We start from the raw sequence: 20,864 nt of genomic DNA on the forward strand, positions 1-20,864 counted from the left end.
AATGCTTCCGCGGACATGTGCACACCGGCAAGAAAGTTTGCCGCTATGGCAAAATGGAGCTATGGATTCCGATTTCAGCAAGCTCCTCAATTCCGTAGGGCCGCGGCTGCGCACCCTTCGGACGCAAAAGAACATGACGCTCGCCGAGGCATCCGAAGCCACGGGAATTTCCGTCAGCACCCTCTCCCGGCTGGAGTCGGGGCAACGGAAACCAACGCTTGAACTGCTCTTGCCCATTGCCCGGCTCCATCAAATCCCGCTCGAAGAACTGATCGACGCCCCGGAGACAGGTGATCCCCGCATCCACCTCAAGCCGCACGTCCACGAATGGGGAACGGCGCTACCCCTGACCAAGAGGCCCGGCGGGATCCAAGCCTTCAAGATGATCCTCCCGGGAGGGACCGGCAAGGAGATTCCCAACCCGCAATCCCACGAGGGCTACGACTGGATGTACATCCTCAATGGCAAGCTCCGCCTGATCCTGGGCGAGAACGACTTCATCCTCAAGGCCGGCGAAGCCGCGGAGTTTGATACGCGGACACCGCATTGGTTCGCGAGCGCCACCGTGGAACCAGTGGAACTCCTGACGCTCTTTGGCCAGCAAGGCGAACGCATGCACGTGAGGGCCAGGCCCAAGCGCTGAGCCACCTCGCGAGCGGTCATAAACGAACGTGATTCATTAGACCCCTTGCGCTCAGGCGTGACTCCCGCCATACTAAATGAACGCTATTCATTTAGTGACAGTCGTCTCACGGAGTACATGCCATCATGATTGAAATTACCTGCCTCGAAGCCCCGACTTCCCTGGCCCGCACCGAACCGTCAACCCGCACCCCGCTGCGGGTCGGCGTCGTCCAGCACCAGTGGCACGCCGACGAAGCCGTGCTGCGCGCCGAACTCAACGAGGGCATCGAGCGCGCAGCCAAGCTGGGAGCCACGGTCGTTTTCCTGCCCGAGCTGACCCTGTCCCGCTACCCGGCAGACACCCGGCCCGAGAACAACCCGGCCGCACGCATCCGCCCGTCGGACATCACCGAGGACTTGCTCACGGGCCCCACGTTCACCTTTGCAGCCGAGGCCGCCAAGAAGTTCGGCGTCTCCGTCCACGCTTCCCTCTACCAGCGCGCAGAGAACCCGGACGGCACCGATGACGGCCTTGGCCTCAACACCGCCATCCTGGTCTCCCCTGCCGGCGAGCTCGTCGCGCGCACCCACAAGCTGCACATCCCCGTGACAGCCGGCTACTACGAGGACAAATTCTTCCGCCAGGGCCCGGACTCGGACGACGCCTACGCTGTTCACGCTCCGGCCGAGCTGGGCGGCGCACGCCTGGGCATGCCCACCTGCTGGGACGAATGGTTCCCCGAGCTTGCCCGCGTCTACTCGTTGGGTGGCGCGGAAATCCTGGTCTACCCCACGGCCATCGGTTCCGAGCCGGACCACCCGGACTTCGATACCCAGCCGCTGTGGCAGCAGGTCATTGTGGGCAACGGCATCGCCAACGGCCTGTTCATGATCGCGCCCAACCGCCATGGCAGCGAAGGCACCCTGAACTTCTATGGTTCGTCCTTCATCTCGGATCCCTATGGCCGCATCCTTGTGCAGGCTCCCCGCGACGAGTCGGCAGTCCTGGTGGCGGACCTGGACCTCGACCAGCGCAAGGACTGGCTGACGCTCTTCCCGTTCCTGGCCACCCGACGCCCGGAAACGTATGCCCGCCTCACCGAGCCCGTGAACCCGGATGCACCCCTCGGCGCCAGCCAGCAGCCACAGGCAGTTTCCGCGTGAGCGCCTGGCGCATGCCGTCCGAGACGGCACCCCAGGACCGCGTCTGGATGGCCTTCCCCACCGGTGGATACACCTTGGGCGACACCGAGGAAGAGGCACACGCCGCGCGCTCCACGTGGGCGGCTGTCGCGAACGCCATCCTTGAGTTCGAGCCCGTCACCATGGTGGTAGCGCCCGACGACGTCGAAACGGCCGCGCGCTACCTGGACCCTCGTGTCGAGGTACTGACGGCGGAACTCAACGACGCCTGGATGCGGGACATTGGCCCCTCGTTCGTACTCGACGCCAACAAGCAGCTCGGTGCCGTGGACTGGATCTTCAACGGCTGGGGCGGGCAGGACTGGGCTGCCTGGGACAAGGACTCCCTCATCGCCGAATTCGTAACCGGCGGGGCCAAGGCTCAACACCTTCCGTCCGGCATCGTGAACGAGGGCGGCGGCATCCAGGTTGACGGTGAAGGCACCGTGCTCGTCACTGAAACCGTCCAGTTGGACCAGGGCCGCAATCCGGGCCTGACCAAGGCTGACATCGAAGACGAGCTGGCCCGCACCATCGGTGCCACCCACGTTGTGTGGCTCCCCCGCGGACTGACCCGCGACTCCGAGAAGTTCGGGACGCGCGGCCACGTGGACATCGTTGCGGCGATCCCCAGCCCGGGCACCCTGCTGGTCCACTCGCAGCAGAATCCTGAACACCCGGATTACAAAGTTTCCCGGGAAATCATCGACTTCCTGCGTACCACCCATGACGCAGCAGGCCGGGAGTGGAACATCATCGAAGTTCCCGCACCGGAAACCCTCACAGACGACGAAGGGTATGTGGACTACAGCTACATCAATCACCTCGTCGTCAACGGAGGGGTCATCGCATGCAGCTTCAATGACCCCATGGACGAGAAAGCGCTCCGCATTCTCGCCGATGCCTACCCCGGCCGCCACGTGGTCAGTGTTGACGCGCGCGAGCTCTTCGCCCGGGGTGGCGGCATCCACTGCATCACGCAGCAGCAGCCTACGGCCATCTAGAAAGGGCCTTCCCATGAGCCAGACAATCCGCAGCAGCGGCACCGACGCTGCAACGTCGCATGAGATCAGCGGCAAGGGACTGAAGACGGGGCAGTTGGGGCTCCTCGCCGTCGTCGTTCTTGGCATTTCAACCATCGCCCCGGCGTATACGCTCACCAGCGCGCTCGGACCCACGGTCAATGAGGCCGGGCTGCAGTTGCCCGTCATCTTCCTGATCGGGTTCATTCCCATGATCCTGGTCTCGCTCGCCTACCGGGAGCTCAACGCAGACTCACCGGACAGCGGAACCACGTTTACCTGGGTCACCAAGGCCTTCGGGCCATGGGTGGGCTGGATGGGTGGCTGGGGCTTGCTCGCGGCCAACATCATCGTCTTGTCCAACCTGGCCGGTGTTGCCGTGGACTTCTTCTACTTGTTCCTGGCGCAGGCAACGGGCAACCCCGAACTCGCCGACCTCGCGGGCGACAAAGTCATCAACGTCCTCACCTGCTTCGTCTTCGTGGCGCTGGCCGTGTGGGTCAGCTACCGGGGCCTCCACACTACCAAGATTGTCCAGTACGGACTGGTGGGTTTCCAGCTTCTGGTCCTGGGCCTCTTCGTGGCCATGGCGCTTGCCAACTGGTCCACCTCGGAGACAGCGATTCCCTTCAGCTGGGACTGGTTTGACGTTACCAAGATCGAAACCTTCGGCCAGGTTGCCGCCGGTATTTCGCTGTCGATCTTCGTCTACTGGGGCTGGGATGTCTGCCTCACCGTGAACGAGGAAACGGCCAACGGCAAGAAGACGGCGGGCGCGGCCGGAACCCTGACCGCCGTGATCGTGCTGGGTATCTACCTGCTGGTCACCATCGCCACCATGATGTTCGCCGGTGTGGGTGATACGGGAATCGGACTGAACAACGCGGAGAACCACTCCAACGTGTTCACCGCCCTCGCATCCCCGGTGATGGGACCGTTCGCGATCCTGATGTCCCTCGCAGTACTCTCCAGCTCCGCGGCTTCGCTGCAGTCCACTTTCACCTCACCCTCGCGCAGCCTGCTTGCCATGGCGCACTACGGCGCCCTGCCCGAGCGCTTCAGCCACATGAGCAAGAAATTCTCGACGCCGGGCTTCGCCACCGTTGCGGCCGGCGTCCTGTCCGCGGGCTTCTACGCAGTGATGCACGTGATCAGCGAAAACGTCCTGAACGACACCATCCTGGCCCTTGGCCTGATGATCTGTTTCTACTACGGACTGACTTCCATTGCCTGTGTCTGGTATTTCCGGAACAGCCTCTTCACGAGCGCACGACACTTCTTCCTGCGCCTCGTGTGCCCGCTGCTGGGCGGAGTTGGCCTGTTCGTCGTGTTCCTGCAAACGGCCGTGGACAGCTGGGCTCCGGAATTCGGCAGCGGCTCCGAGATCTTCGGCGTGGGACTGGTGTTCATCCTCGGCGTTGGCATCCTGGCGATGGGCGCGGTGGTCATGCTGGTCATGTCCCGCGTGCGGCCCGGATTCTTCCGCGGCGAGACCATCCGCAAGGACACCCCTGCGTTGGTGGTCCCGGAGTAGGCCAGCCCGCGGGCTCGCTGAAAAGCTGCTGGTTCGTACGGAAGTTTCCGTACGAACCAGCAGCTTTCCGCGTGTTTAGCGGTGTCACGAACCGGGAGGCCTACCAGTGATGGGCCACGTCCACCACCAAGCGCGAGCCGCCGTCGGGCCCGTCCAGGGTAAAGACCCGGAAGGGAAGCCGGGCGCGGACACCCAGCCCCACGCTCGTGTAGCCCTCAAAGCTGCCCGCGTACGCCACCTGCCGGAAGGTCTGGTAGCCGGACACGTTGGAGAGCTCAGCCTTGGCGGCCGGAACATACGTGGACTGGCCGTACTGGTTGTAGGACGGGGCCGTCACGGTCACTTGAAGGTCCGCGTCCCCCAGCAACGGGATCTCGAAGCCGGAGCCGTCCTGGACCACTACCGGAACGTACTGCACGGAGTAGCCGGCCACTTTGCCGGCCACATCGATCACCAAACGGTCATAGCAGGCCTGTTGGCCCGTGCGGACGTTGGTGACGTTGGCGGAGCTCATGTCAGGATCCGCTTTGGCCAGCGAACCCCACGCGATACCGCAGTACGGTGATGCCGAAGCCGGACCCGGCGCCACCAGCCCCAGACCGGCAACCGCGAGCACGGCCCCCAGTCCAGCACTTAATTTCCTCATTTTTTGCCCCCTTCAAGGCGGGTTTGGATACCTCAAGACTAAGAGCGCCGAGCAGTGTTTATACCGCTCGTTTCCGCTTCGGCATCCAACCGTTAGAGGGCCTCTTCCGTGATTACGGGAAGGTCATTCCGGAAGGCAATGGAGCGGTCTTTTGTGCCGTTAGACCCCTTCCCGGCACCCCATTCGTAATCGAAGATCACGTGATCTGCGCGTGACAATCAAGCATGCAAAAACCCCACCGGACCATACGGCCTGATGGGGTCTTTATACTCTTTTCGGCGCCTAGCCTTCGCAGTCCTTGCAGTACTTCAAGCCATTCTTTTCCAGGGCCACCTGGGACCGGTGACGGACCAGGAAACAGGAAGCGCAGGTGAATTCGTCCGACTGCTCGGGAACCACCACAACGGTCAATTCTTCGTTCGAAAGGTCGGCACCCGGAAGGTCGATGCCCTCGGCGGTGTCGTTTTCATCGACATCGATGACTGCAGTCTGGGCACCGGTCCCACGGGACTGCTGAAGGGCCTCAAGCGATTCAGCGGGAGACTCTTCTTCGGTCTTGCGCGGGGCGTCGTAATCAGTAGCCATTAGGTTCGCTTTCGTTGCTGCATAAGTGCCATTCCGGCACCTCAGTGCAGCAGTTTAGGGCAAACAACCCAAATTTAACGAATAGTGTGCCCAACGCAACACGGCAGTGGCATTTGCCTTGGATTTGCGCGGCTTTCGCGCGAACCAGCTAGCCCGCCAAGGCCTGCTGCACGATGTACTCGGCAATGGCCATGGACGAAGTAGCTCCGGGTGAAGGCGCGTTCCGCACCAATACCGTGTCCCGGCGTCGTGCGATCACAAAGTCGTCCACCAGCGAGCCGTCACCATTCATCGCCTGCGCCCTCACTCCGCGCGTACCGGGCAGCACCGTGGCACCTTCCAGCGAGGGCACAAAGCGCATGGCTTCACGGATGAATCTGCTCTTGCTCACCACCGTTTGGAACTCCCGTACGGCCGAAGGCACATTCTGCCGGGCAAAATTCCAAAATCCTGGGAACAATGTGTAATCCAACACGTCCCTGACATTGATGTCTTTCCATGAATATGACTCACGGCCAAAGGAAATAAAAGCGTTGGGGCCAAGCATCATTTCGCCGTCGATCCGCTTGGTTAGGTGAACGCCAAGGAAAGGATGCTTTGGATCCGGAACAGGATAAATGAGGCCCTTCACCTTGTCCCGAGCCTCGTGGCCCAGGAGGAAGTACTGGCCAAAGAAGGGAACGATGCGCGGCGTCTTCGGTTCGCCAGTAGCCGCCGCGAGCCGGTCCGATTGGAGTCCGGCGCACACCACCACAAGGTCGTAATGCTCGCCGCCGTCCTTCGTGGTGACCACCACTCCGCTCCCCCGCTGCTCCAGTGAGGTAACGTCCTGCCCCAACCGGATCCGACCGCCCGCGGCGCGGACGTCGTCGGCGAGCGCCCGCGTGATGGCGGCGTAGTCGACGATCGCCGTTTCCGGCGAATGCAAAGCGGAAAGCCCGACGGCGTTCGGCTCCACCTCGCTGATTTGGCCGGCTTTCAGCATCCTCGCACCGGGAACACCGTTGGCCGTGGCGCGGGCGAAGATGTTCTCCAGGCGCTTCGATTCTTCGGGCGTCTGGGCGATCACGAGTTTGCCGCAGGCATCATAGGGAAGGCCTTTGTCGGCGCAGAATTCCTGGAGGAGGCCGACTCCCCTGCGGCAGAGTGTCGCCTTCAAGCCACCGGGTTCGTAGTAGAGGCCGGCATGGACCACCCCCGAATTGTGGCCGGTCTGGTGGCCCGCGAGCCGGTCCTCTTTTTCATAGAGGGTGACCTGGACGCCGTCGAGCGTGTTCGTCAACTCCCGTGCGACGGCGACGCCGATGATCCCGCCGCCCACCACGGCACAGCTCTTGATGCTCCTGGTTTGCGCAGGGTTCGCCATGGCACTCCTCGTCCTCGGGGCTGGTTCTTCAGCATGCCACGGCCTTGTCCATTGAACGCGAAAGAGGGGCGACACATGGTGTGCCGCCCCTCTTGCTCGTAATGCAAGGTCCCTATGCGGTGGGAACGTCGAAACGCTGGCCGGCCGGGTTGGAGGGCAGAAGCGTAAGTACCAGGACCGCCAGCCATCCCAGGAACGGAACCAGGACCAGCAGTACCAGCAGTCCACTGAAGTTGCTGTCGTGCAGGCGACGAACGGTCAGTGCAATGGACGGGACGATCGTGGCGAGACCCCAGACAATCGCCAGGATCAAACCGATAACGTAGCCTGCGCCGAGAGCCGGAGTTCCGGTCGTCGGATCAACAGAGATGCCCGATGTAAACAGGATGTTCAACACGATTCCGACGATGGCCGCTACCAGCGTCCACCACCAGTATTCACTGCGGCTGGCACGTCCGGTGAAAGTGGCGTACTTCTTGAAGAAACGCTGGATGGCAGCGCCAATGGGTGCGCCGTAGTAGGGAGCCCACAGCGGCGGTTCGCCTGCCTGCGCGCCGTAGGGCTGGGTCTGCTGAGGTTGTTGCTGATAGCTCATTGGTAGATCCCCCGGTTCGGTTTGAGTCGATCTCACTAGGTGCGCTCAAAGGTATTTGAGTCGTTGCTCATCGTAGTGCTCAGGTACGACATAAGGCAGTCCGATGGACAAAATTAACCGGGATTTATCCCTTTGACGGAATGTTTCCGGGTGAGTCATTTTCAGTCGGCAAGTTCAGCCCGCCGCTGGCGAAGCTCCCGGATCGCCCTGTTGAGAGGGGACCCCGAGAATGGCAAGGCAGAAAGATCCACCCTCCCGGCAGCTCGCAAAGCCAAAGCATCAGCGGATTCCGCGGCCTTTTTCGGTAGTCCAATTTCGTGTGCGAGGGCAGCCCAGTGGCGCTTCCTGATGTTCTTTGTCCGCCCGGAGACGGACAACGCCATGGTTTCGTCGCCGTACAACAGTGTGCACGGAATATCGTAAATGGGAGCTATGGCGAAGTCGCCTGATCCATTGCCCAGCACTGACACATTCTTGGCGTGCAAGTCTCCATTGCCGGTAAGCCAAGCGAAAACGAACTGCAGATAGAGGTTTCTCGCGGCGACCACAGAAGCCTTGGTGGTCGCGGTCAAAGCGTGAACCACGGCCTCCGAGCTCACACCGTATTTTGCCGCCGGAGGCAGGCCCATCACCTGCGCACCGTCTTCAAGGGGCAGAGATGCCCACCCCTCCGCAGACTTTCTACGGTCAAAGCGCCGCACGAGAAGTCCACTTAGCCCATTTTTGTCGTGAACCACGGTGGCCGACGCAATGGGGAGCTTCAACGTTTTGGCTGCCAGCAAATGCGCAGCCTCGTTCTGAACCAGATGTTTATGGTTCGGCGGGTCCAATTTGAGGATGAAGTGCCCGTTCCGGAAGGACACCGGGGAAGTCAGCATTGAGGCACTGGCCTTCGGTTGGACGCCCGGAAGTGCACGAAGGTCAACCGATTCGGCGAGCACGGCGAAGTCAAGCTCCCCGGGATCAGTCACGTCAGCCAATGATCTCGGAGGTGCCGGGCTCTCGCCGCGGGGGACGATTTTCACGTCGCCAGGAACGTCGCCTCCGACAGCCATGAGAAGCGTCAATTCGTCATCGAAGCTGGTCTTGGTAGCATCGCGAAGAACTGTCAGCCGGTGCCCTTCTGGCAGGAGACCCGAAAAGAAGGCGGGCAGGCCACCACCCGGTGATGTAACGGGGTGTCCGGCGATCGGCAAGGTCGTTGCAATGGATGGCAGGCCGGCGCCAAGGTAGTCCACATCGTAGGTGAAAGTGGTGGAGGCTGCCTCTGTCCTCACTAAATGACCGGCCAGCCGTCCGCCCTTGTAAACGTCGGCGGCTTGCAAGTATTTGAGGCGCTCCAGATTTACTGACATCAGCCAATCTCCAGATGAAGTCCCAGCACATTTGCGACGGCAATGACGGCGCCCAGACCGGGATTCCCGGTTCCTGTTTCTACGGCTCTGACAGTCCGCTCGGCCACTCCGGCAAGTTCGGCCAAATCGCGCTGGTTAAGTGCGGCTGCTTTGCGTGCAGCCCGCACGGCCCGTCCTATCGTTAGCGCGTCTCCCAACACACACCACCCTTTCGGCAATATCCTGCCGATGTACGGTTTCTTACAGCTAATTCTGATCCATTGGAGCCCTTTCGGCAACATCCTGCCGATTTGCCTCTTTTCGTCCCCATGGACACTAACAATCCGCCAAACCGGCAATATCTTGCCGCTCAGCAATCGCCTACGAATCAGCCGGCTTCGGGTATGCACCCATCATCGCGGCGGAGATGATCCAGATGGCGCCCATCGCAACCATCATCACTGCACCACCCAGGCCCGCCGCCGAAGCTGCGACGGCAGCACCACCGGCCGACGCACTGGCCCGGAAACCAGCGCTCACGGTAAAAATCTGCGACTTCAAATGCGGAGGGCTCAGACGGTTACGCAGGAAAAGCATGGCCGCGGCGGTCGGAGCGGTGAACACTCCGGACAGCCCGATAGCGATGATGGTCCACACGGTCCCGAAATTCAGGGCTGCCACCGCGGTCAACAACCCAGTCGCCAGGAATCCCGCAAGCATCACGAATTCCGGCGAGCGTCGCGTAGGCCGGGCGGTTTCATAGAGGGCTCCCAGAAGGCTGCCAATCGCGAAGGACGTGACCACCGCGGCGCCTTCGCTGGGTGAGCCCACCCTTTCAATGGACAACGCAATGGCCGCGACGGCCAGTCCGCCCTGTCCAAGCTGGGTCAACGTGGACGACGCCGTCACCACAGCCAGGGGACGATGCGAAAAGATCCTGTGCAGCCCGGACTTGATGGCCTGCCAAGGTGATCCACCCGCACGTCCGTGAGGACGAAGCCCCACGGAACGAACAGCCACCGAGCCGAGCGCCGAGGCAACCGCCAACACGCCCAAGGACGCCTGTGCCGGAAGGAAAGCAGAAATGACCGCCACCAACGCCGGACCCGCGACGGCAGAGACGTTGTAGGACAGGGCGTCATAGGCAAACGCGCGGCGGCCGTCCGGTATCACTCCCGAAACGAAACTCGAGAGCCCTCCCATGTAGAACGGCGCCACCGCACCGGCCAAGGCCAACAGCACAAACACCACGGCAATCGGGACCTGTCCCAGGAAGTCAGCGGAAGCGAAGGCTATAGCCGTCAGCACTCCGGATCCCGCAACAAGCAACCCCGGCCGCACCGCACGGTCCAAGGCCAGGCCCACCAACGGGGCGGCGAGCACGCTCGGCCCCAGCGCGGCGGCCACCAGCAAACCCCCGACGGCGACGTCCCCCAGCTGCTGCACGGCCAGGATGGGCAGGGCTACTGCGGCCCCGGCACTCGCCATGCGTGGTGGAACAGAAGCGGCGAGATATCCGAGCGCGCCCATACGTGATGGAACCCCTTTGAGCCTGGGAAGTGAGTCTTCCAGCACCATAGCCCACGCTGCGGGCGACCCGCAGTGCGCGCGACGCATGGCGTCGTGAGATGCTTGAACCGGTCATGGGGGCTTGCGCATCTCTCAAAAATGTAGCGGTCGTGGTCGTTTCTACTATTTTGGAGTTGTCATGGTTCCGCTGCTTGCCGACGTTGAAGTGCCACGCCTCGCGGCAGCGGAGATCGGCAACGACGCGGGCCTCTTGCTCGGAAAGCTGCACGACGCCGGGTCGGTCCTGAACAAGCGCATCCTCGGCGACTTTCGCCTCCGGGAACGCACCTTCTCGGTGTTGACGCTTGCCTGCAGCGGACTGGACGCCACTCAGCGCGAGATCGCCGAATTCCTCAGCCTTGACCTGAACCAAGTGGCCGGGCTCGTGGACGATCTTGAGCATCGGGGCCTGGTTGAACGCGCTCCCGGACAGCGGAACAGGCGCTCGAGGGCCATCGTCTCCACCGCTGAAGGACGCCGCATCCACAACAAGATCCGCGCCGAACTGGACGCCTGCGAACAGCAGCAGCTCGCCCAGTTGAGCGAAGACGAAGTGACGCAACTCAAGACCCTGCTCCGAAAGGCGCTCTGGGGCTGATCGTATTATTTATTATGGTTGCAAATCTAACCATTAAGCGCCTTAAGGGTCATCATCGTGAGCTTTATAGCCTAAGCTTAGAACATGGTCACTAAGCGGACTTCACCAAAAACACAGCGAACGGCCAAAACGTTGGGGGAACAGCTGGTCACTTGGCGAAAGCTCTTGGGGCTCACGGCCGAACAGGTCGCTGACCGTGCTGGCATCAGCCGTAACACCCTCAGGAAAATTGAGCACGGCGACTTGGGCGTCGGCCTTGAGGCTTTCCTCGATGTGGCCCGTGTCCTGGGCTTAGGCGAGCAACTCAACACTGCCTTCGATCCGTACGAAACAGACTTTGGACGTGCCCGCGCCGATCAAAAACTCCCGGAACGTGTGCGCCAGTGACTGTCCCAGTCGAGGTAGATCTGGACCTGCCCAGCGGCGTGACCAACGTCGGCAGGGCCTATTTCGTCGCCCGTCGGGGCGTGACCACAACGAGCTTCACTTACTCACCTGACTTCCTGGCTCTCCCTGACTGTTACGGCATAGATCCTGTCCTTCCCCTGACCCGAGGGAACCACACCGTCAAAGGCTTGCCTGGAGCGTTCGCAGACGCATCGCCGGATCGGTGGGGACGGCACATCGTCACCAAACGCGTCCAAGCGGAGGCCAGGAACGCCGGAAGAAATCCTGGCACCCTGACCGACAGTGATTTCCTTATGGGCGTTTCAGACGTTACACGGCAAGGCGCTCTTCGTTTCAGGCTGGGAGACGGTCCGCACCTTAGCGATGGCACCGACGTGCCAAAACTGGTCCAACTTCCAGAACTTCGGAGAGCCGCGTACGAAGCGGAGTCTGACAACGGGAACCTCGACGCCCTGAAGAAACTTCTGGATGCCGGAACCGGAAGCCTGGGCGGCGCGCGCCCGAAAGCGTCGATCCAGGATGGGGACAAGCTGGCGATCGCCAAGTTTTCCCATCAAGGGGACCAATGGAAGGTCATTGGATGGGAGGCCGCCACCATTGCCCTGGCTCGCGAGGCAGGGATTGACACCCCGGAATTCCGTCTTGAGCACGTTGGGTCCGGTGATCCCGTATTGGTGGTGGACCGCTTTGACCGAAGCGGAAAGCAACGCATCAATTATGTGTCTGCGATGACCATGCTCCAGCAGCAAGATGGCGCCAACGCCGACTATCTGGACCTGCTGGACGTCATTGACGAGAACTCGGAATCGCCATCAGCGGACCGCGAGGAACTCTTCCGGCGCATCGCTTTCAACTACTTCGTGAACAACACCGACGACCACCTCCGAAATCACGGTTTCATCCGAGGTGCCCACGGCTGGCGTCTTTCGCCGGCATTCGATGTCAATCCCAACCCCGACATCGATGCAGAGCATGCGACTTCAATTGACGGGGCAACACGTCGGGAACACGGATTCAAGGCACTGCTTGGTGTCGCGGATCATTTCGTCACCACGGAGAAATGCGAGGCCATCCTTTCGGGAATGTACCGCGCCGTCTCACAGTGGCGGACGGCCGCCCAGAACTGCAAAGTCCCGACTGCTGAAATCGAACTCTTTGCACCACTCCTGGACACCCGTCCGCCTGTTTAGAGCCTACGAAACCCGCTGCACCGCGAACTCATGGCGCCCGGATCCCACCTCGACTGCTTCCAGCCCCGGCAGTTCAACCCGCGCCGTGGTTCCGGTGGGAATATCGACGACGGCGGTCAGGCCGCCGTCGTCCTCACGCCACTGCACCGAAGCAGTTCCGTAAGGTGTCTCGTGACGCGCAGCAGCCCACGCAAGGCCGCCTCCGGGCCGCGGCTTGACGAGGATCCTCCTGTACCCGGGCTCCAGCGGCGACAGCCCCCCAACCACGCGGTGCATCCAGTCAGCCACGGCTCCCAGGGCGTAGTGGTTGAAGGAGGTCATCTCGCCCGGGTTGATGGAGCCATCTGGAAGCATGGAGTCCCACCGTTCCCAGATGGTGGTGCCCCCTTGGCCGACGGCGTAGAGCCATGACGGGCATTCCTTCTCAAGGAGCAGATCGTAGGCTGCGTCGATGTCACCGGACAGGGTGAGGGCATCCGACACCACGGGAGTGCCCGCGAATCCCGTGCCAATACGGTTACCGTTGGCCCGCACCAGTTCCGCCAAACGGCTCCCGGCGCGGGCCTTGGCTGACGCAGAGGGAAACAGGTCGAAGACAATCGCGAGCGCGTACGCCGTTTGCGCGTCGCTCGTCATGGTGCCATCTGCATGGATATATTCACGCGCGAAGGCCTCAGCCACGTCCCGGGACAGCGTGAGGTACCGGAGTTCGTCGTCGGACTTTCCAAGTACAGCCGCGGATCTGGCAAGATGCCGTGCAGACCATGCGAAGTAGGCAGTCGCGACGAGGTGCGGATCCGTCATCGCCTGCGTAGGATCCTCGGGCGGAGCGGTGGGATCCAGCCAGTCGCCCAGCTGGAAGCTTCCGTTCCAGAGGTGGCTGTCGCCTGCCAGCCTGTCGAGCAGATCCACCCAGCCCTTGGCGCTCCCGTACTGTGCGGACAGGATCCCGGGGTCGTTGAAGCGCTCGTGGAGGGTCCACGGCGTCAGCACGGCCACGTCTCCCCACACAGCTCCGGGCCGGATCGGGGTCCAGTAGTTCCCGCCCGGGATGACCGGCACGTACCAGGGCACTGTGCCATCCGGAAGCTGTTCCGCCGCCACATCCTTTAGCCAGGAAGACAGCATGCCGGAGCAGTCGTAGAGGAAGCTTGCCGTGGGTGCGAACACCTGGATGTCGCCGGTCCAGCCCAGCCGTTCGTCACGCTGGGGGCAGTCCGTGGGAATATCGACGAAGTTGCCCTTCATGCTCCACAGCACGTTGTCATGCAAGCGGTTCAGCTCCGGGTTGGAACTCTCGAACCATCCGGTCCGCTCCATATCTGTGTGGTACACCCGTGCTACAACGTTTTCGGCCACGTCTTCCCCGGTCCATCCGGTGATTTCGGCGTAGCGGAATCCGTGGAGGGTGAACCGTGGCTCCCAGGTTTCCGTGTCCCCGCCGGCCAGGGTGTAAGTATCCGTGGCGTCCGCTTCGCGGAGCGGACGCGTGTACAGTTCGCCGTCCTGGAGCACCTCGGCATGCCGGAGTGTGACCGTGGAACCGGCATCGCCGCGGACGGTGATCCTGAGCCGTCCCACCAGGTTCTGGCCAAAGTCGATCAGCGTCTTGCCCGACGGAGACGTCCAGACGCTGACGGGGCGGACCTCGTCCGTGCAACGCACCGGTGGACCTTCCGGCGCCACCAGGGTGCGCGGATCACGCTGGACGGCGGTCACCGGTTCCCAGCCGGCGTCGTCAAAGCCCGGGCTGCTCCAGCCGTCCGGCCATTCGCGGGCATCGAACTTTTCGCCTTTGTACAGGCTTGTGGTCATGACGGGTCCGAACGAGGCCCTCCACGTCTCATCCGTGCCCACCACGGTGACGCTGCCGTCGTCGTGCGTCACATGCAACTGGGCCAGCAGCGCAACCTTGTCGCCGTAGAGATTGGCGTGCCCGCCCCTGAAGCCGATGCGGCCCCGGTACCAGCCGTCGGCCAGCAGTGCGCCGATGGCGTTCCCGCCGTCGGCCACATGCGCGGTGACATCGTAGGTGTAGTAGCGCAGCCGCTTGCCGTAGACGGTCCAACCGGGCGAGAGCGCATCGTCACCGACCCGGACGCCGTTGATCTCCACTTCGTAGAGTCCATGGGCGGTCACATAGAGCCGGGCAGATACCACCGGCCGGTCCAGGGTGAATCCGCGCCGCAGCAGCGGTGGCCGCCTGTCCGCGTCAGGGTTTTCATCCCATCCCGGGGCGATCGCGGTGGCTGTCCAGTCTGCGGGGTCCAAAAGACCGGTTTCGACGGCGGACGGCTGGCTCCAGGTGCTGGGTTCGGAATCGCCCGTCCCCCACACCCGGACGCTGACCTCTGCGCGCTGGGCGGACGCCAGCGCTTCAGCCGGCCAGGGAACCAAAACGGACTCGTCGGACTCGATCCGTGGGCTGGTCCACCTTGCGCCATTTGTGCTCACAGATACTTGGTAGGCCTCCTGGACCCAACCGGGATCAGCGCTTGTCTTCCAGGAAAGGCGTGGTGTGGCGACGCCGATGCCAAGGGGTTGGGGCAGGTGTTCGAAGGTTGCCGGGTGCACGTGGGCAGGCATGAATGAAGTCTCCTGAGTTGTGGGGCGATGGATTGGCCAGGCGGTCGCCTTAGCCCTTGACGGCTCCGGCGGTCATGCCTGCCACGATCTGGCGGTTGAAGAACAGGTACATGATGAACGGCGGAATGGTGATGAGCAGGATGTTCATGAAGAGCAGGTTGTAGTTGGTGGTGAACTGGCTCTGGAAGTTGAACAGCGTGAGCTGGACAGTCGCGTTCGCGTCGCCGGGGAGGAAATAGAGCGGGTTCTGGAAGTCGTTGAAGATGTGGACTGACTGGACCACGATCACCGTGACGATCACCGATCGCAGCAGCGGGAAGATGACACGGAAGAAGAGTCGGACAGGTCCGCATCCATCAATGACGGCAGCTTCATCCAACTCTTTCGGGATGGAAGCGATGAAAGCCCGGAACAACATGACGCAGAAGGAAAGCCCAAAGGCGACCTCGATGAGGATGAGTCCAGGAAGCGTCTTGAAGAGGCCCAGGCCCTGAAGGACCCAGATGGTGGGAACGATGGCCGGTGGAATGATCAGGCCGGCGAGGATCAGGAAGTTCGCTACTCCGTTCCACCGCGTCTTGCGGCGCTGCAGGACCCACGCCACCATGGCTGCCAGAACCACCAGGATGGTCACGCTCACCACCGTGAGGATGGTGCTGTTGATGAACGCCGTCACCAGCATGAACTTGCGGGCGGAGAAGACCTGCGTGAAGTTCTCCACGAACTGGAAATTGGTGGGCCACGCGAAGTCAAGCTTTGCCGCCTGCTTCCGGTCCTTCACGGCGGTCAGGACCATGAAGAGCAGCGGGATGATGAAGACGATGACGCTGAGGGCAACGGCCAGCAAGCCCAGGCCATAGCGTTTGATGGTGGCGGTCACTGCTCAACCTCCTTGCGGTTCAGGAACATGGACAAGGGCAGGATGATGGCCGTAACGATCAGGAACAGCACCACGTTTCCGGCAGTGGACAGGCCGTAGAAGCCGGCTTGGTATTGCTTGTAGATCACGGACGCAATGACATCGGAGGTAAAGCCCGGGCCACCCTTGGTCATGGCCCAGATGAGGTCGAAGGACCGCAGGCCGCCGATGAGGGACAGGATGATCACCGTTGCCGTTGCAGGCCGGGCCAAGGGCAGGGTGATGTTGAAGAAGCTCTTGAACGAGCTCGCGCCGTCCATTGTGGCCGCTTCGAAGTACTCCTGCGGAATGGAAACGATGCCTGCGATGTAGATGACGGTAGCCAGGCCCACGCCCTTCCAGACATCCACCAAAGCCACGGAGATAAGTGCCCAAGCAGGGTCTGTGAGCCACCCAGGACCGTCGATGCCAAGTGCGGCCAGGCCCTGGTTGATCATGCCGTTGTTGGGATCCATCAGGGTGGTGAAGACGATGCCAACGCCGATGCTGCTCAGTAGGACCGGGAAGAAGATCACCGAGCGCAAGTATCCGCGGGCAATGATCTGCGAGGTCAGGAGGACGGCGAGGAGCATGCCCAGCACGACTTTGAGGGTGGAGGTCACCACACCGTAGATAAAGGTGTTCGTGAGGCCCTTGATCAGGGCGGGTTCCTGAAAGAACTGGACAAAGTTGTCGAGCCCGATGAAGGTGAATTCGCTGAGGTTCCAGCGCGTCAGGCTAAAGAAGAAGGAAACGACCGTGGGGACCAGGAACAGTGCCGTGTAGATGACCGCTGCGGGAAGGTAGAACCAGTAGGGGTAGGGCGACTTGCCCTTGCGGCGCTTGGCCGGTGCGGTGACCGCCCGGGCGCGTACCGCCGTCGTGGGTGTTGCGGTGTTGAGTGTCATGTGAATTCTCCAAGGGCCGCCCGCGCCGGTGGGGCCCGGGCGGCTTGTGGTTTTCGCCAGCTAGTTCCAGCCGGGCAGGTTGAGCTGCTTGGCCTGCTTTTTGACGTCCTCGTCGTAGAGGGCGGCTCCGTCCTTGGCGGAACGGATTCCCGATCCAACCTCAACGGTGATCTGTTCAAGCGCGGGGCCCTTGACCGGGGACAGGAATTCCAGCGCCGGGCTGTTCTTGGAGGCGTCCTCGAAGAACGGAAGCATATCCTTGACCGCGTTCGGCACGTCCGAGGGCAGTTCGCAGTTCTTCACGAGGTACGGGCCGGCGGCGCCCACGGCTGCGGTCTGGGCGTCGCATCCTGCCTTGCTTGCGATGAAGGCCTGCAGCTTCTTGGCTTCCTCAAGGTTCTTGGTGGACTTGGGGATGTAGGTGCCACCGGGCATCCATACGGTCAGCTTGTTCGTCGAAGCGTCGTCGCCGGGAAGCGGGAAGAGTCCGAGGTCGTTGAGCTGGTCCGGATAGGTGACCTTGATGTTGTTGATGGCAAAGCTCAGGATCGGGTACTGCGCTCCCTCGCCATTGACCAGCTTTTCCTGGGCCTGCTGGTAGGTGGTGGAGGCGAAATCATCGTTGAACAATCCGGCCTTGCCGGCTTCCTCCAGGTGTTCGAAGCCCTTTATTGCCGCTGGGTTTGTGGAGTACTTGGCCTTGTTGGCTGTGTAGTCGGCCGGGAAGTTCGGATCGGCCGTGACCACGTTGGCGAAGTCGCCCAGGACGAAGAGCTGCGATGTCCAGGTGGTCTGGTACGACTGGATGATCGGCGCGATGCCGGCGTCCTTGATCTTGCGGCTGTTTGCCATGAACTCGTCCCAGGTTTTGGGAACTGAGAGGCCAAGCTTCTCGTAGACCTTCTTGTTGTAGAGCACCGCGCCCGCCATGCCCGTGCTGAACGGAACTCCGAAGACTTCGTTGCCGGAGGTCACTACAGGCTTGAAGGAATCGGTCACGTTGCCCAGGTAGGGCTCATTGGTGATTGGCTGCAGGTTTTGCTCCGGATTGATCTGCTGCAGCAGTGAGCCCGTGTTGTAGTTGAACACATCCGCCATGTCCCCGGTGGACAGCCGGGTCTTGACGATGTTGTCGCCGTCGCCGCCTTGGGGACGGGTTTCGATTTCCACCTTGATGTCAGGGTTGGCGGCAGTGAATTCCTCGGCCACCTTCCCGGCTGAGGCCACAGTGTTTTCGGCGTTGTCCACCAGCCAGGTGATGGTCTTCTGCCCTCCTGCACTGTTGTTGCTTCCTCCGCTGCAACCACTGAGAGCCAAGGCCAGGATGGTGACGCCGCCGGCCAGTGCGGCCCAACGGTGTTTTCTTGTAGCGGCCATCTTTACCTCCTCGTAAAGCCACAAGCCAACGAAGCCTGTGGAACGTTTCAAAAGGCCCCTGCGCACATTGATCGGGCCACATGTGTAGTTGTGTAGATCGGTCTACGTTTCACTACTGTAAGTCATGTCACAGTGCTTGCCAAGAGTTTTTCGTAGATCAATCTACAATTACGTGCAAAGGCACTGTGGAGAAGGGGATTTCCGAATGACGGAGCAACTCAAGCGCGCCACCATCAGCGACGTCGCGGAGCATGCCGGCGTGTCCCGGGCAGCGGTCTCCAAGGTCCTGCGCAATGCCTACGGCGTGAGCCCCGCCATGAAGTCCAAGGTGGAGGAATCCATGGCCGCTCTCAACTACCGTCCCCTCGCCCTGGCCCGCGGCATGCGCGGCAACAGCTACACCCTCGGAGTCTTCCTGGTGGACCTCTCCAACACGTTCTTCTCGGTCCTCGTGGAAGGCGTGCGCGACGTTGCCGAAGAGCTCGGCTACCAGGTGCTCATAGGACAAGCGCGCCATGGACTCGAAGCCCAGAAGAAGCTCATCGAGGCCATGGTGGATCGCCGAATGGATGGCCTCCTGCTCATCGCCCCCTTCGGACCCAATGAGGAACTGGAGCGCTTGGGAAGCACCATCCCGGTGGTGGTTCTCGGCAGGCACGGTCCCGCCAAGCATTTCGACACGGTGGCAAGTGACGACATCGCCGGCAGCGCCCTCATCATCGACCATCTGGTCTCCTTGGGCCACCAGCGGATCTCGATGCTCGCCAACACCCAGCCGGAAAGCGAACCCGGAATGCCCCAGACCGTCCGCCGCCGTGGTTATGACCTGGCCATGGAAAAGCATGGACTCACTGAGTGGATAGACCACGTCCCCGGCCGCTGGGGCTACGAAAGCGGCCTCGAGGCCGGGCGGTCCATCGCCGGGAGGCCGGTTTCAGAGCGCCCTACCGCCCTCCACGGTGGCGCTGACATCGCCGCCCTGGGCGCGTTCACGAGCCTCTTCGACGCGGGAATCAGCATCCCGGGCGACATTTCCATGGTGGGCTACGACAATGTTCCCGCGGCCTCGCTCCCGCCCATCGGGCTGACAACGGTGGACCAATCCGGCGTGCAGATGGGCCGGCAAGCGGCAGAACTGCTGCTTTCACGCATTGAAGGCCGCAGCGAGTCGGAGCACATACTCGTACCGCCGCGGCTGATCGTCAGGAAGACAACGGCTCCCCCGGCCAGCTAGGAAATCGAAGTCCGGTGGACATCTGCACAAGCAAACCCCAATGCGATATGCATCCGTCCATATCACCCGGTTTCCAGTTATGCAAGGATCAAAGTTCATATCCTCTTGAGCGTTTCCAAGGCCGCACCCGCGCGGCCCGCATTTCCCGGAATGGACCCATGAATCTTCCACTCTTCCACGACCCCCTGCAGGGCACCGTCACCGTCGACGTGCCCCCGCGCGACCCAAGGATGGGACGCGATGCCGCGTTCCGCCGGAACACGCAGCCTGCCAACTCCCAGTCCCGCTCCCAGGCTTCGAAGCCCAAGCGCCTGGAGCACGGCGTGGCCCCGACGCGCAGCGCCCGCCAGCGCAAGGTTGCAGAAGACCTTCAAGCCCTCATCGCCAGGACCTCAAGCAAGCATTGACCTGGCCACGCTGTCGCCAACCCCCCAACAGCAACTAGCATCCAAACCATGGCCATCCACATCGGCACTTCCGGCTGGAGCTACGATCACTGGAACAATGTGCTCTACCCGCCGGGGCTCCCGACGGCGAAGCGCCTCGAAGCCTACGTGGCGAGGTTCAGCACGGTGGAACTCAATGCCAGCTTCTATCGCTGGCCGAAGGACACCACCTTCGCCGGCTGGCGCAACCGGCTTCCACCGGGCTTCGCCATGTCCGTGAAGGCACCCCGGGGTCTTACCCACGGCAAGAAGTTGTATAGCCCGGAGGTCTGGCTGGAACGGATCGCCCGGTGTTGGCATGAACTTGGTGACAAGAGAGCCGTCCTGCTGGTCCAGCTTCCGCCCGACTTCGCCCGCGATGACGCCCGGCTGGACTATTTCCTTGGCGCCGTCCCGGACTGGATCCGGGTGTCCGTCGAGTTCCGGCACGACAGCTGGGACCACCCCGACACCTACGCCATCCTGGAACGCCATCAGGCCGCATACTGCATCATGAGCGGCGCGAACCTGCCGTGCATCCTGAAGGCCACCGCGCCTTTTGTCTACGTCAGGCTGCATGGCCCCGACCAACAGCACCTGTACGTCGGCTCCTACACGGACGACGACATGCGCTGGTGGGCGGACCGGATCCGTGAGTGGAGCGGTGATGGCAAGGACGTGTACGCGTACTTCAATAACGACGGCGGTGGCAACGCCGTGCGGAACGCTGGCACGCTGCGGGAGCTGCTTGGCGCTGGTTGACGCCAAGCAGCCCCGCGCAAG

The 20,864-nt window shown here is 62.1% G+C and carries 21 protein-coding genes; 10 read left to right on the plus strand and 11 right to left on the minus strand.

The window, feature by feature from the left end:
* The first annotated feature begins 61 nt into the window (after positions 1–61).
* The 4 genes from ACFVSJ_RS16865 to ACFVSJ_RS16880 all read left to right on the plus strand — a co-directional run bounded on the left by ACFVSJ_RS16865 (position 62) and on the right by ACFVSJ_RS16880 (position 4,362).
* A complete protein-coding gene (locus ACFVSJ_RS16865; protein ID WP_387438091.1) occupies positions 62–643 on the plus strand; it encodes a helix-turn-helix domain-containing protein in 582 nt (193 codons plus the stop codon).
* A gap of 125 nt (positions 644–768) precedes the next feature.
* Positions 769–1,788: a nitrilase-related carbon-nitrogen hydrolase gene (locus tag ACFVSJ_RS16870; RefSeq protein WP_387438092.1), complete on the plus strand. Its 1,020-nt coding sequence runs from the start codon at positions 769–771 to the stop codon at positions 1,786–1,788.
* Positions 1,785–2,810: an agmatine/peptidylarginine deiminase gene (locus ACFVSJ_RS16875; RefSeq protein WP_387438093.1), complete on the plus strand. Its 1,026-nt coding sequence runs from the start codon at positions 1,785–1,787 to the stop codon at positions 2,808–2,810. Before ACFVSJ_RS16870 ends, ACFVSJ_RS16875 begins: the two co-directional genes overlap by 4 nt.
* A 13-nt stretch (positions 2,811–2,823) precedes the next feature.
* Positions 2,824–4,362: an APC family permease gene (locus ACFVSJ_RS16880; RefSeq protein WP_387438094.1), complete on the plus strand. Its 1,539-nt coding sequence runs from the start codon at positions 2,824–2,826 to the stop codon at positions 4,360–4,362.
* Positions 4,363–4,462: 100 nt separating this feature from the next.
* On the opposite strand, the gene ACFVSJ_RS16885 is transcribed toward ACFVSJ_RS16880, so the two are convergent.
* The 7 genes from ACFVSJ_RS16885 to ACFVSJ_RS16915 all read right to left on the minus strand — a co-directional run bounded on the left by ACFVSJ_RS16885 (position 4,463) and on the right by ACFVSJ_RS16915 (position 10,418).
* Entirely contained in the window at positions 4,463–5,008 is a 546-nt protein-coding gene (locus ACFVSJ_RS16885; protein WP_387438095.1) for a hypothetical protein, read from the minus strand.
* 282 nt (positions 5,009–5,290) lie between these two features.
* Positions 5,291–5,593: a DUF4193 domain-containing protein gene (locus tag ACFVSJ_RS16890; RefSeq protein ID WP_387438096.1), complete on the minus strand. Its 303-nt coding sequence runs from the start codon at positions 5,591–5,593 to the stop codon at positions 5,291–5,293.
* 148 nt (positions 5,594–5,741) lie between these two features.
* Entirely contained in the window at positions 5,742–6,959 is a 1,218-nt protein-coding gene (lhgO, locus tag ACFVSJ_RS16895) for an L-2-hydroxyglutarate oxidase (RefSeq protein WP_387438097.1), read from the minus strand.
* A 112-nt stretch (positions 6,960–7,071) separates the two neighbouring features.
* Positions 7,072–7,554 (minus strand): DUF805 domain-containing protein, encoded by a 483-nt coding sequence (locus ACFVSJ_RS16900; RefSeq protein ID WP_387438098.1) that lies wholly within the window; start codon positions 7,552–7,554, stop codon positions 7,072–7,074.
* 161 nt (positions 7,555–7,715) lie between these two features.
* Positions 7,716–8,909, minus strand: a complete 1,194-nt coding sequence (locus ACFVSJ_RS16905) for a type II toxin-antitoxin system HipA family toxin (protein ID WP_387438099.1) — start codon at positions 8,907–8,909, stop codon at positions 7,716–7,718.
* A complete protein-coding gene (locus ACFVSJ_RS16910) occupies positions 8,909–9,076 on the minus strand; it encodes a helix-turn-helix transcriptional regulator (RefSeq protein WP_387438100.1) in 168 nt (55 codons plus the stop codon). The genes ACFVSJ_RS16905 and ACFVSJ_RS16910 overlap by 1 nt, the downstream gene beginning before the upstream one ends.
* A 193-nt stretch (positions 9,077–9,269) precedes the next feature.
* On the minus strand, positions 9,270–10,418 hold the full coding sequence (locus tag ACFVSJ_RS16915) for an MFS transporter (RefSeq protein ID WP_387438101.1): 1,149 nt from the start codon (positions 10,416–10,418) through the stop codon (positions 9,270–9,272).
* Between the two features lie 178 nt (positions 10,419–10,596).
* Here ACFVSJ_RS16915 and ACFVSJ_RS16920 point away from each other — a divergent pair, with 178 nt between their 5' ends.
* The 3 genes from ACFVSJ_RS16920 (at position 10,597) to ACFVSJ_RS16930 (ending at position 12,653) form a co-directional block, all read left to right on the plus strand.
* Entirely contained in the window at positions 10,597–11,055 is a 459-nt protein-coding gene (locus ACFVSJ_RS16920) for a MarR family winged helix-turn-helix transcriptional regulator (protein WP_387438102.1), read from the plus strand.
* A gap of 84 nt (positions 11,056–11,139) precedes the next feature.
* A complete protein-coding gene (locus tag ACFVSJ_RS16925) occupies positions 11,140–11,442 on the plus strand; it encodes a helix-turn-helix domain-containing protein (RefSeq protein ID WP_387438103.1) in 303 nt (100 codons plus the stop codon).
* Positions 11,439–12,653 carry a type II toxin-antitoxin system HipA family toxin gene (locus tag ACFVSJ_RS16930; protein WP_387438104.1) on the plus strand — a complete coding sequence of 405 codons (1,215 nt, stop codon included), beginning with the start codon at positions 11,439–11,441 and terminating at the stop codon, positions 12,651–12,653. Before ACFVSJ_RS16925 ends, ACFVSJ_RS16930 begins: the two co-directional genes overlap by 4 nt.
* A 3-nt stretch (positions 12,654–12,656) precedes the next feature.
* Here ACFVSJ_RS16930 and ACFVSJ_RS16935 read toward each other — a convergent pair whose 3' ends face one another.
* From ACFVSJ_RS16935 to ACFVSJ_RS16950, 4 genes are read right to left on the minus strand one after another with little or no spacing between them, the layout of a single operon-like run.
* A complete protein-coding gene (locus tag ACFVSJ_RS16935; protein WP_387438105.1) occupies positions 12,657–15,239 on the minus strand; it encodes a family 78 glycoside hydrolase catalytic domain in 2,583 nt (860 codons plus the stop codon).
* 49 nt (positions 15,240–15,288) lie between these two features.
* Complete coding sequence (locus ACFVSJ_RS16940) at positions 15,289–16,119, minus strand: carbohydrate ABC transporter permease (protein ID WP_387438106.1); 831 nt, start codon at positions 16,117–16,119, stop codon at positions 15,289–15,291.
* Complete coding sequence (locus ACFVSJ_RS16945; RefSeq protein ID WP_387438107.1) at positions 16,116–17,045, minus strand: carbohydrate ABC transporter permease; 930 nt, start codon at positions 17,043–17,045, stop codon at positions 16,116–16,118. The genes ACFVSJ_RS16940 and ACFVSJ_RS16945 overlap by 4 nt, the downstream gene beginning before the upstream one ends.
* Before the next feature lie 60 nt (positions 17,046–17,105).
* Positions 17,106–18,422 (minus strand): ABC transporter substrate-binding protein, encoded by a 1,317-nt coding sequence (locus ACFVSJ_RS16950; protein ID WP_387438108.1) that lies wholly within the window; start codon positions 18,420–18,422, stop codon positions 17,106–17,108.
* Positions 18,423–18,627: 205 nt separating this feature from the next.
* Here ACFVSJ_RS16950 and ACFVSJ_RS16955 point away from each other — a divergent pair, with 205 nt between their 5' ends.
* The 3 genes from ACFVSJ_RS16955 to ACFVSJ_RS16965 all read left to right on the plus strand — a co-directional run bounded on the left by ACFVSJ_RS16955 (position 18,628) and on the right by ACFVSJ_RS16965 (position 20,843).
* Positions 18,628–19,656 (plus strand): LacI family DNA-binding transcriptional regulator, encoded by a 1,029-nt coding sequence (locus ACFVSJ_RS16955; RefSeq protein WP_387438109.1) that lies wholly within the window; start codon positions 18,628–18,630, stop codon positions 19,654–19,656.
* Positions 19,657–19,814: 158 nt separating this feature from the next.
* Positions 19,815–20,063, plus strand: coding sequence for a hypothetical protein (locus ACFVSJ_RS16960; RefSeq protein ID WP_387438110.1), 249 nt, complete (start codon positions 19,815–19,817; stop codon positions 20,061–20,063).
* Between the two features lie 48 nt (positions 20,064–20,111).
* Positions 20,112–20,843 carry a DUF72 domain-containing protein gene (locus ACFVSJ_RS16965; protein ID WP_387438111.1) on the plus strand — a complete coding sequence of 244 codons (732 nt, stop codon included), beginning with the start codon at positions 20,112–20,114 and terminating at the stop codon, positions 20,841–20,843.
* Positions 20,844–20,864 lie beyond the last annotated feature (21 nt).

It is taken from the genome of Paenarthrobacter sp. NPDC058040, assembly GCF_042885775.1.
Taxonomy (GTDB): Bacteria; Actinomycetota; Actinomycetes; order Actinomycetales; family Micrococcaceae; genus Arthrobacter.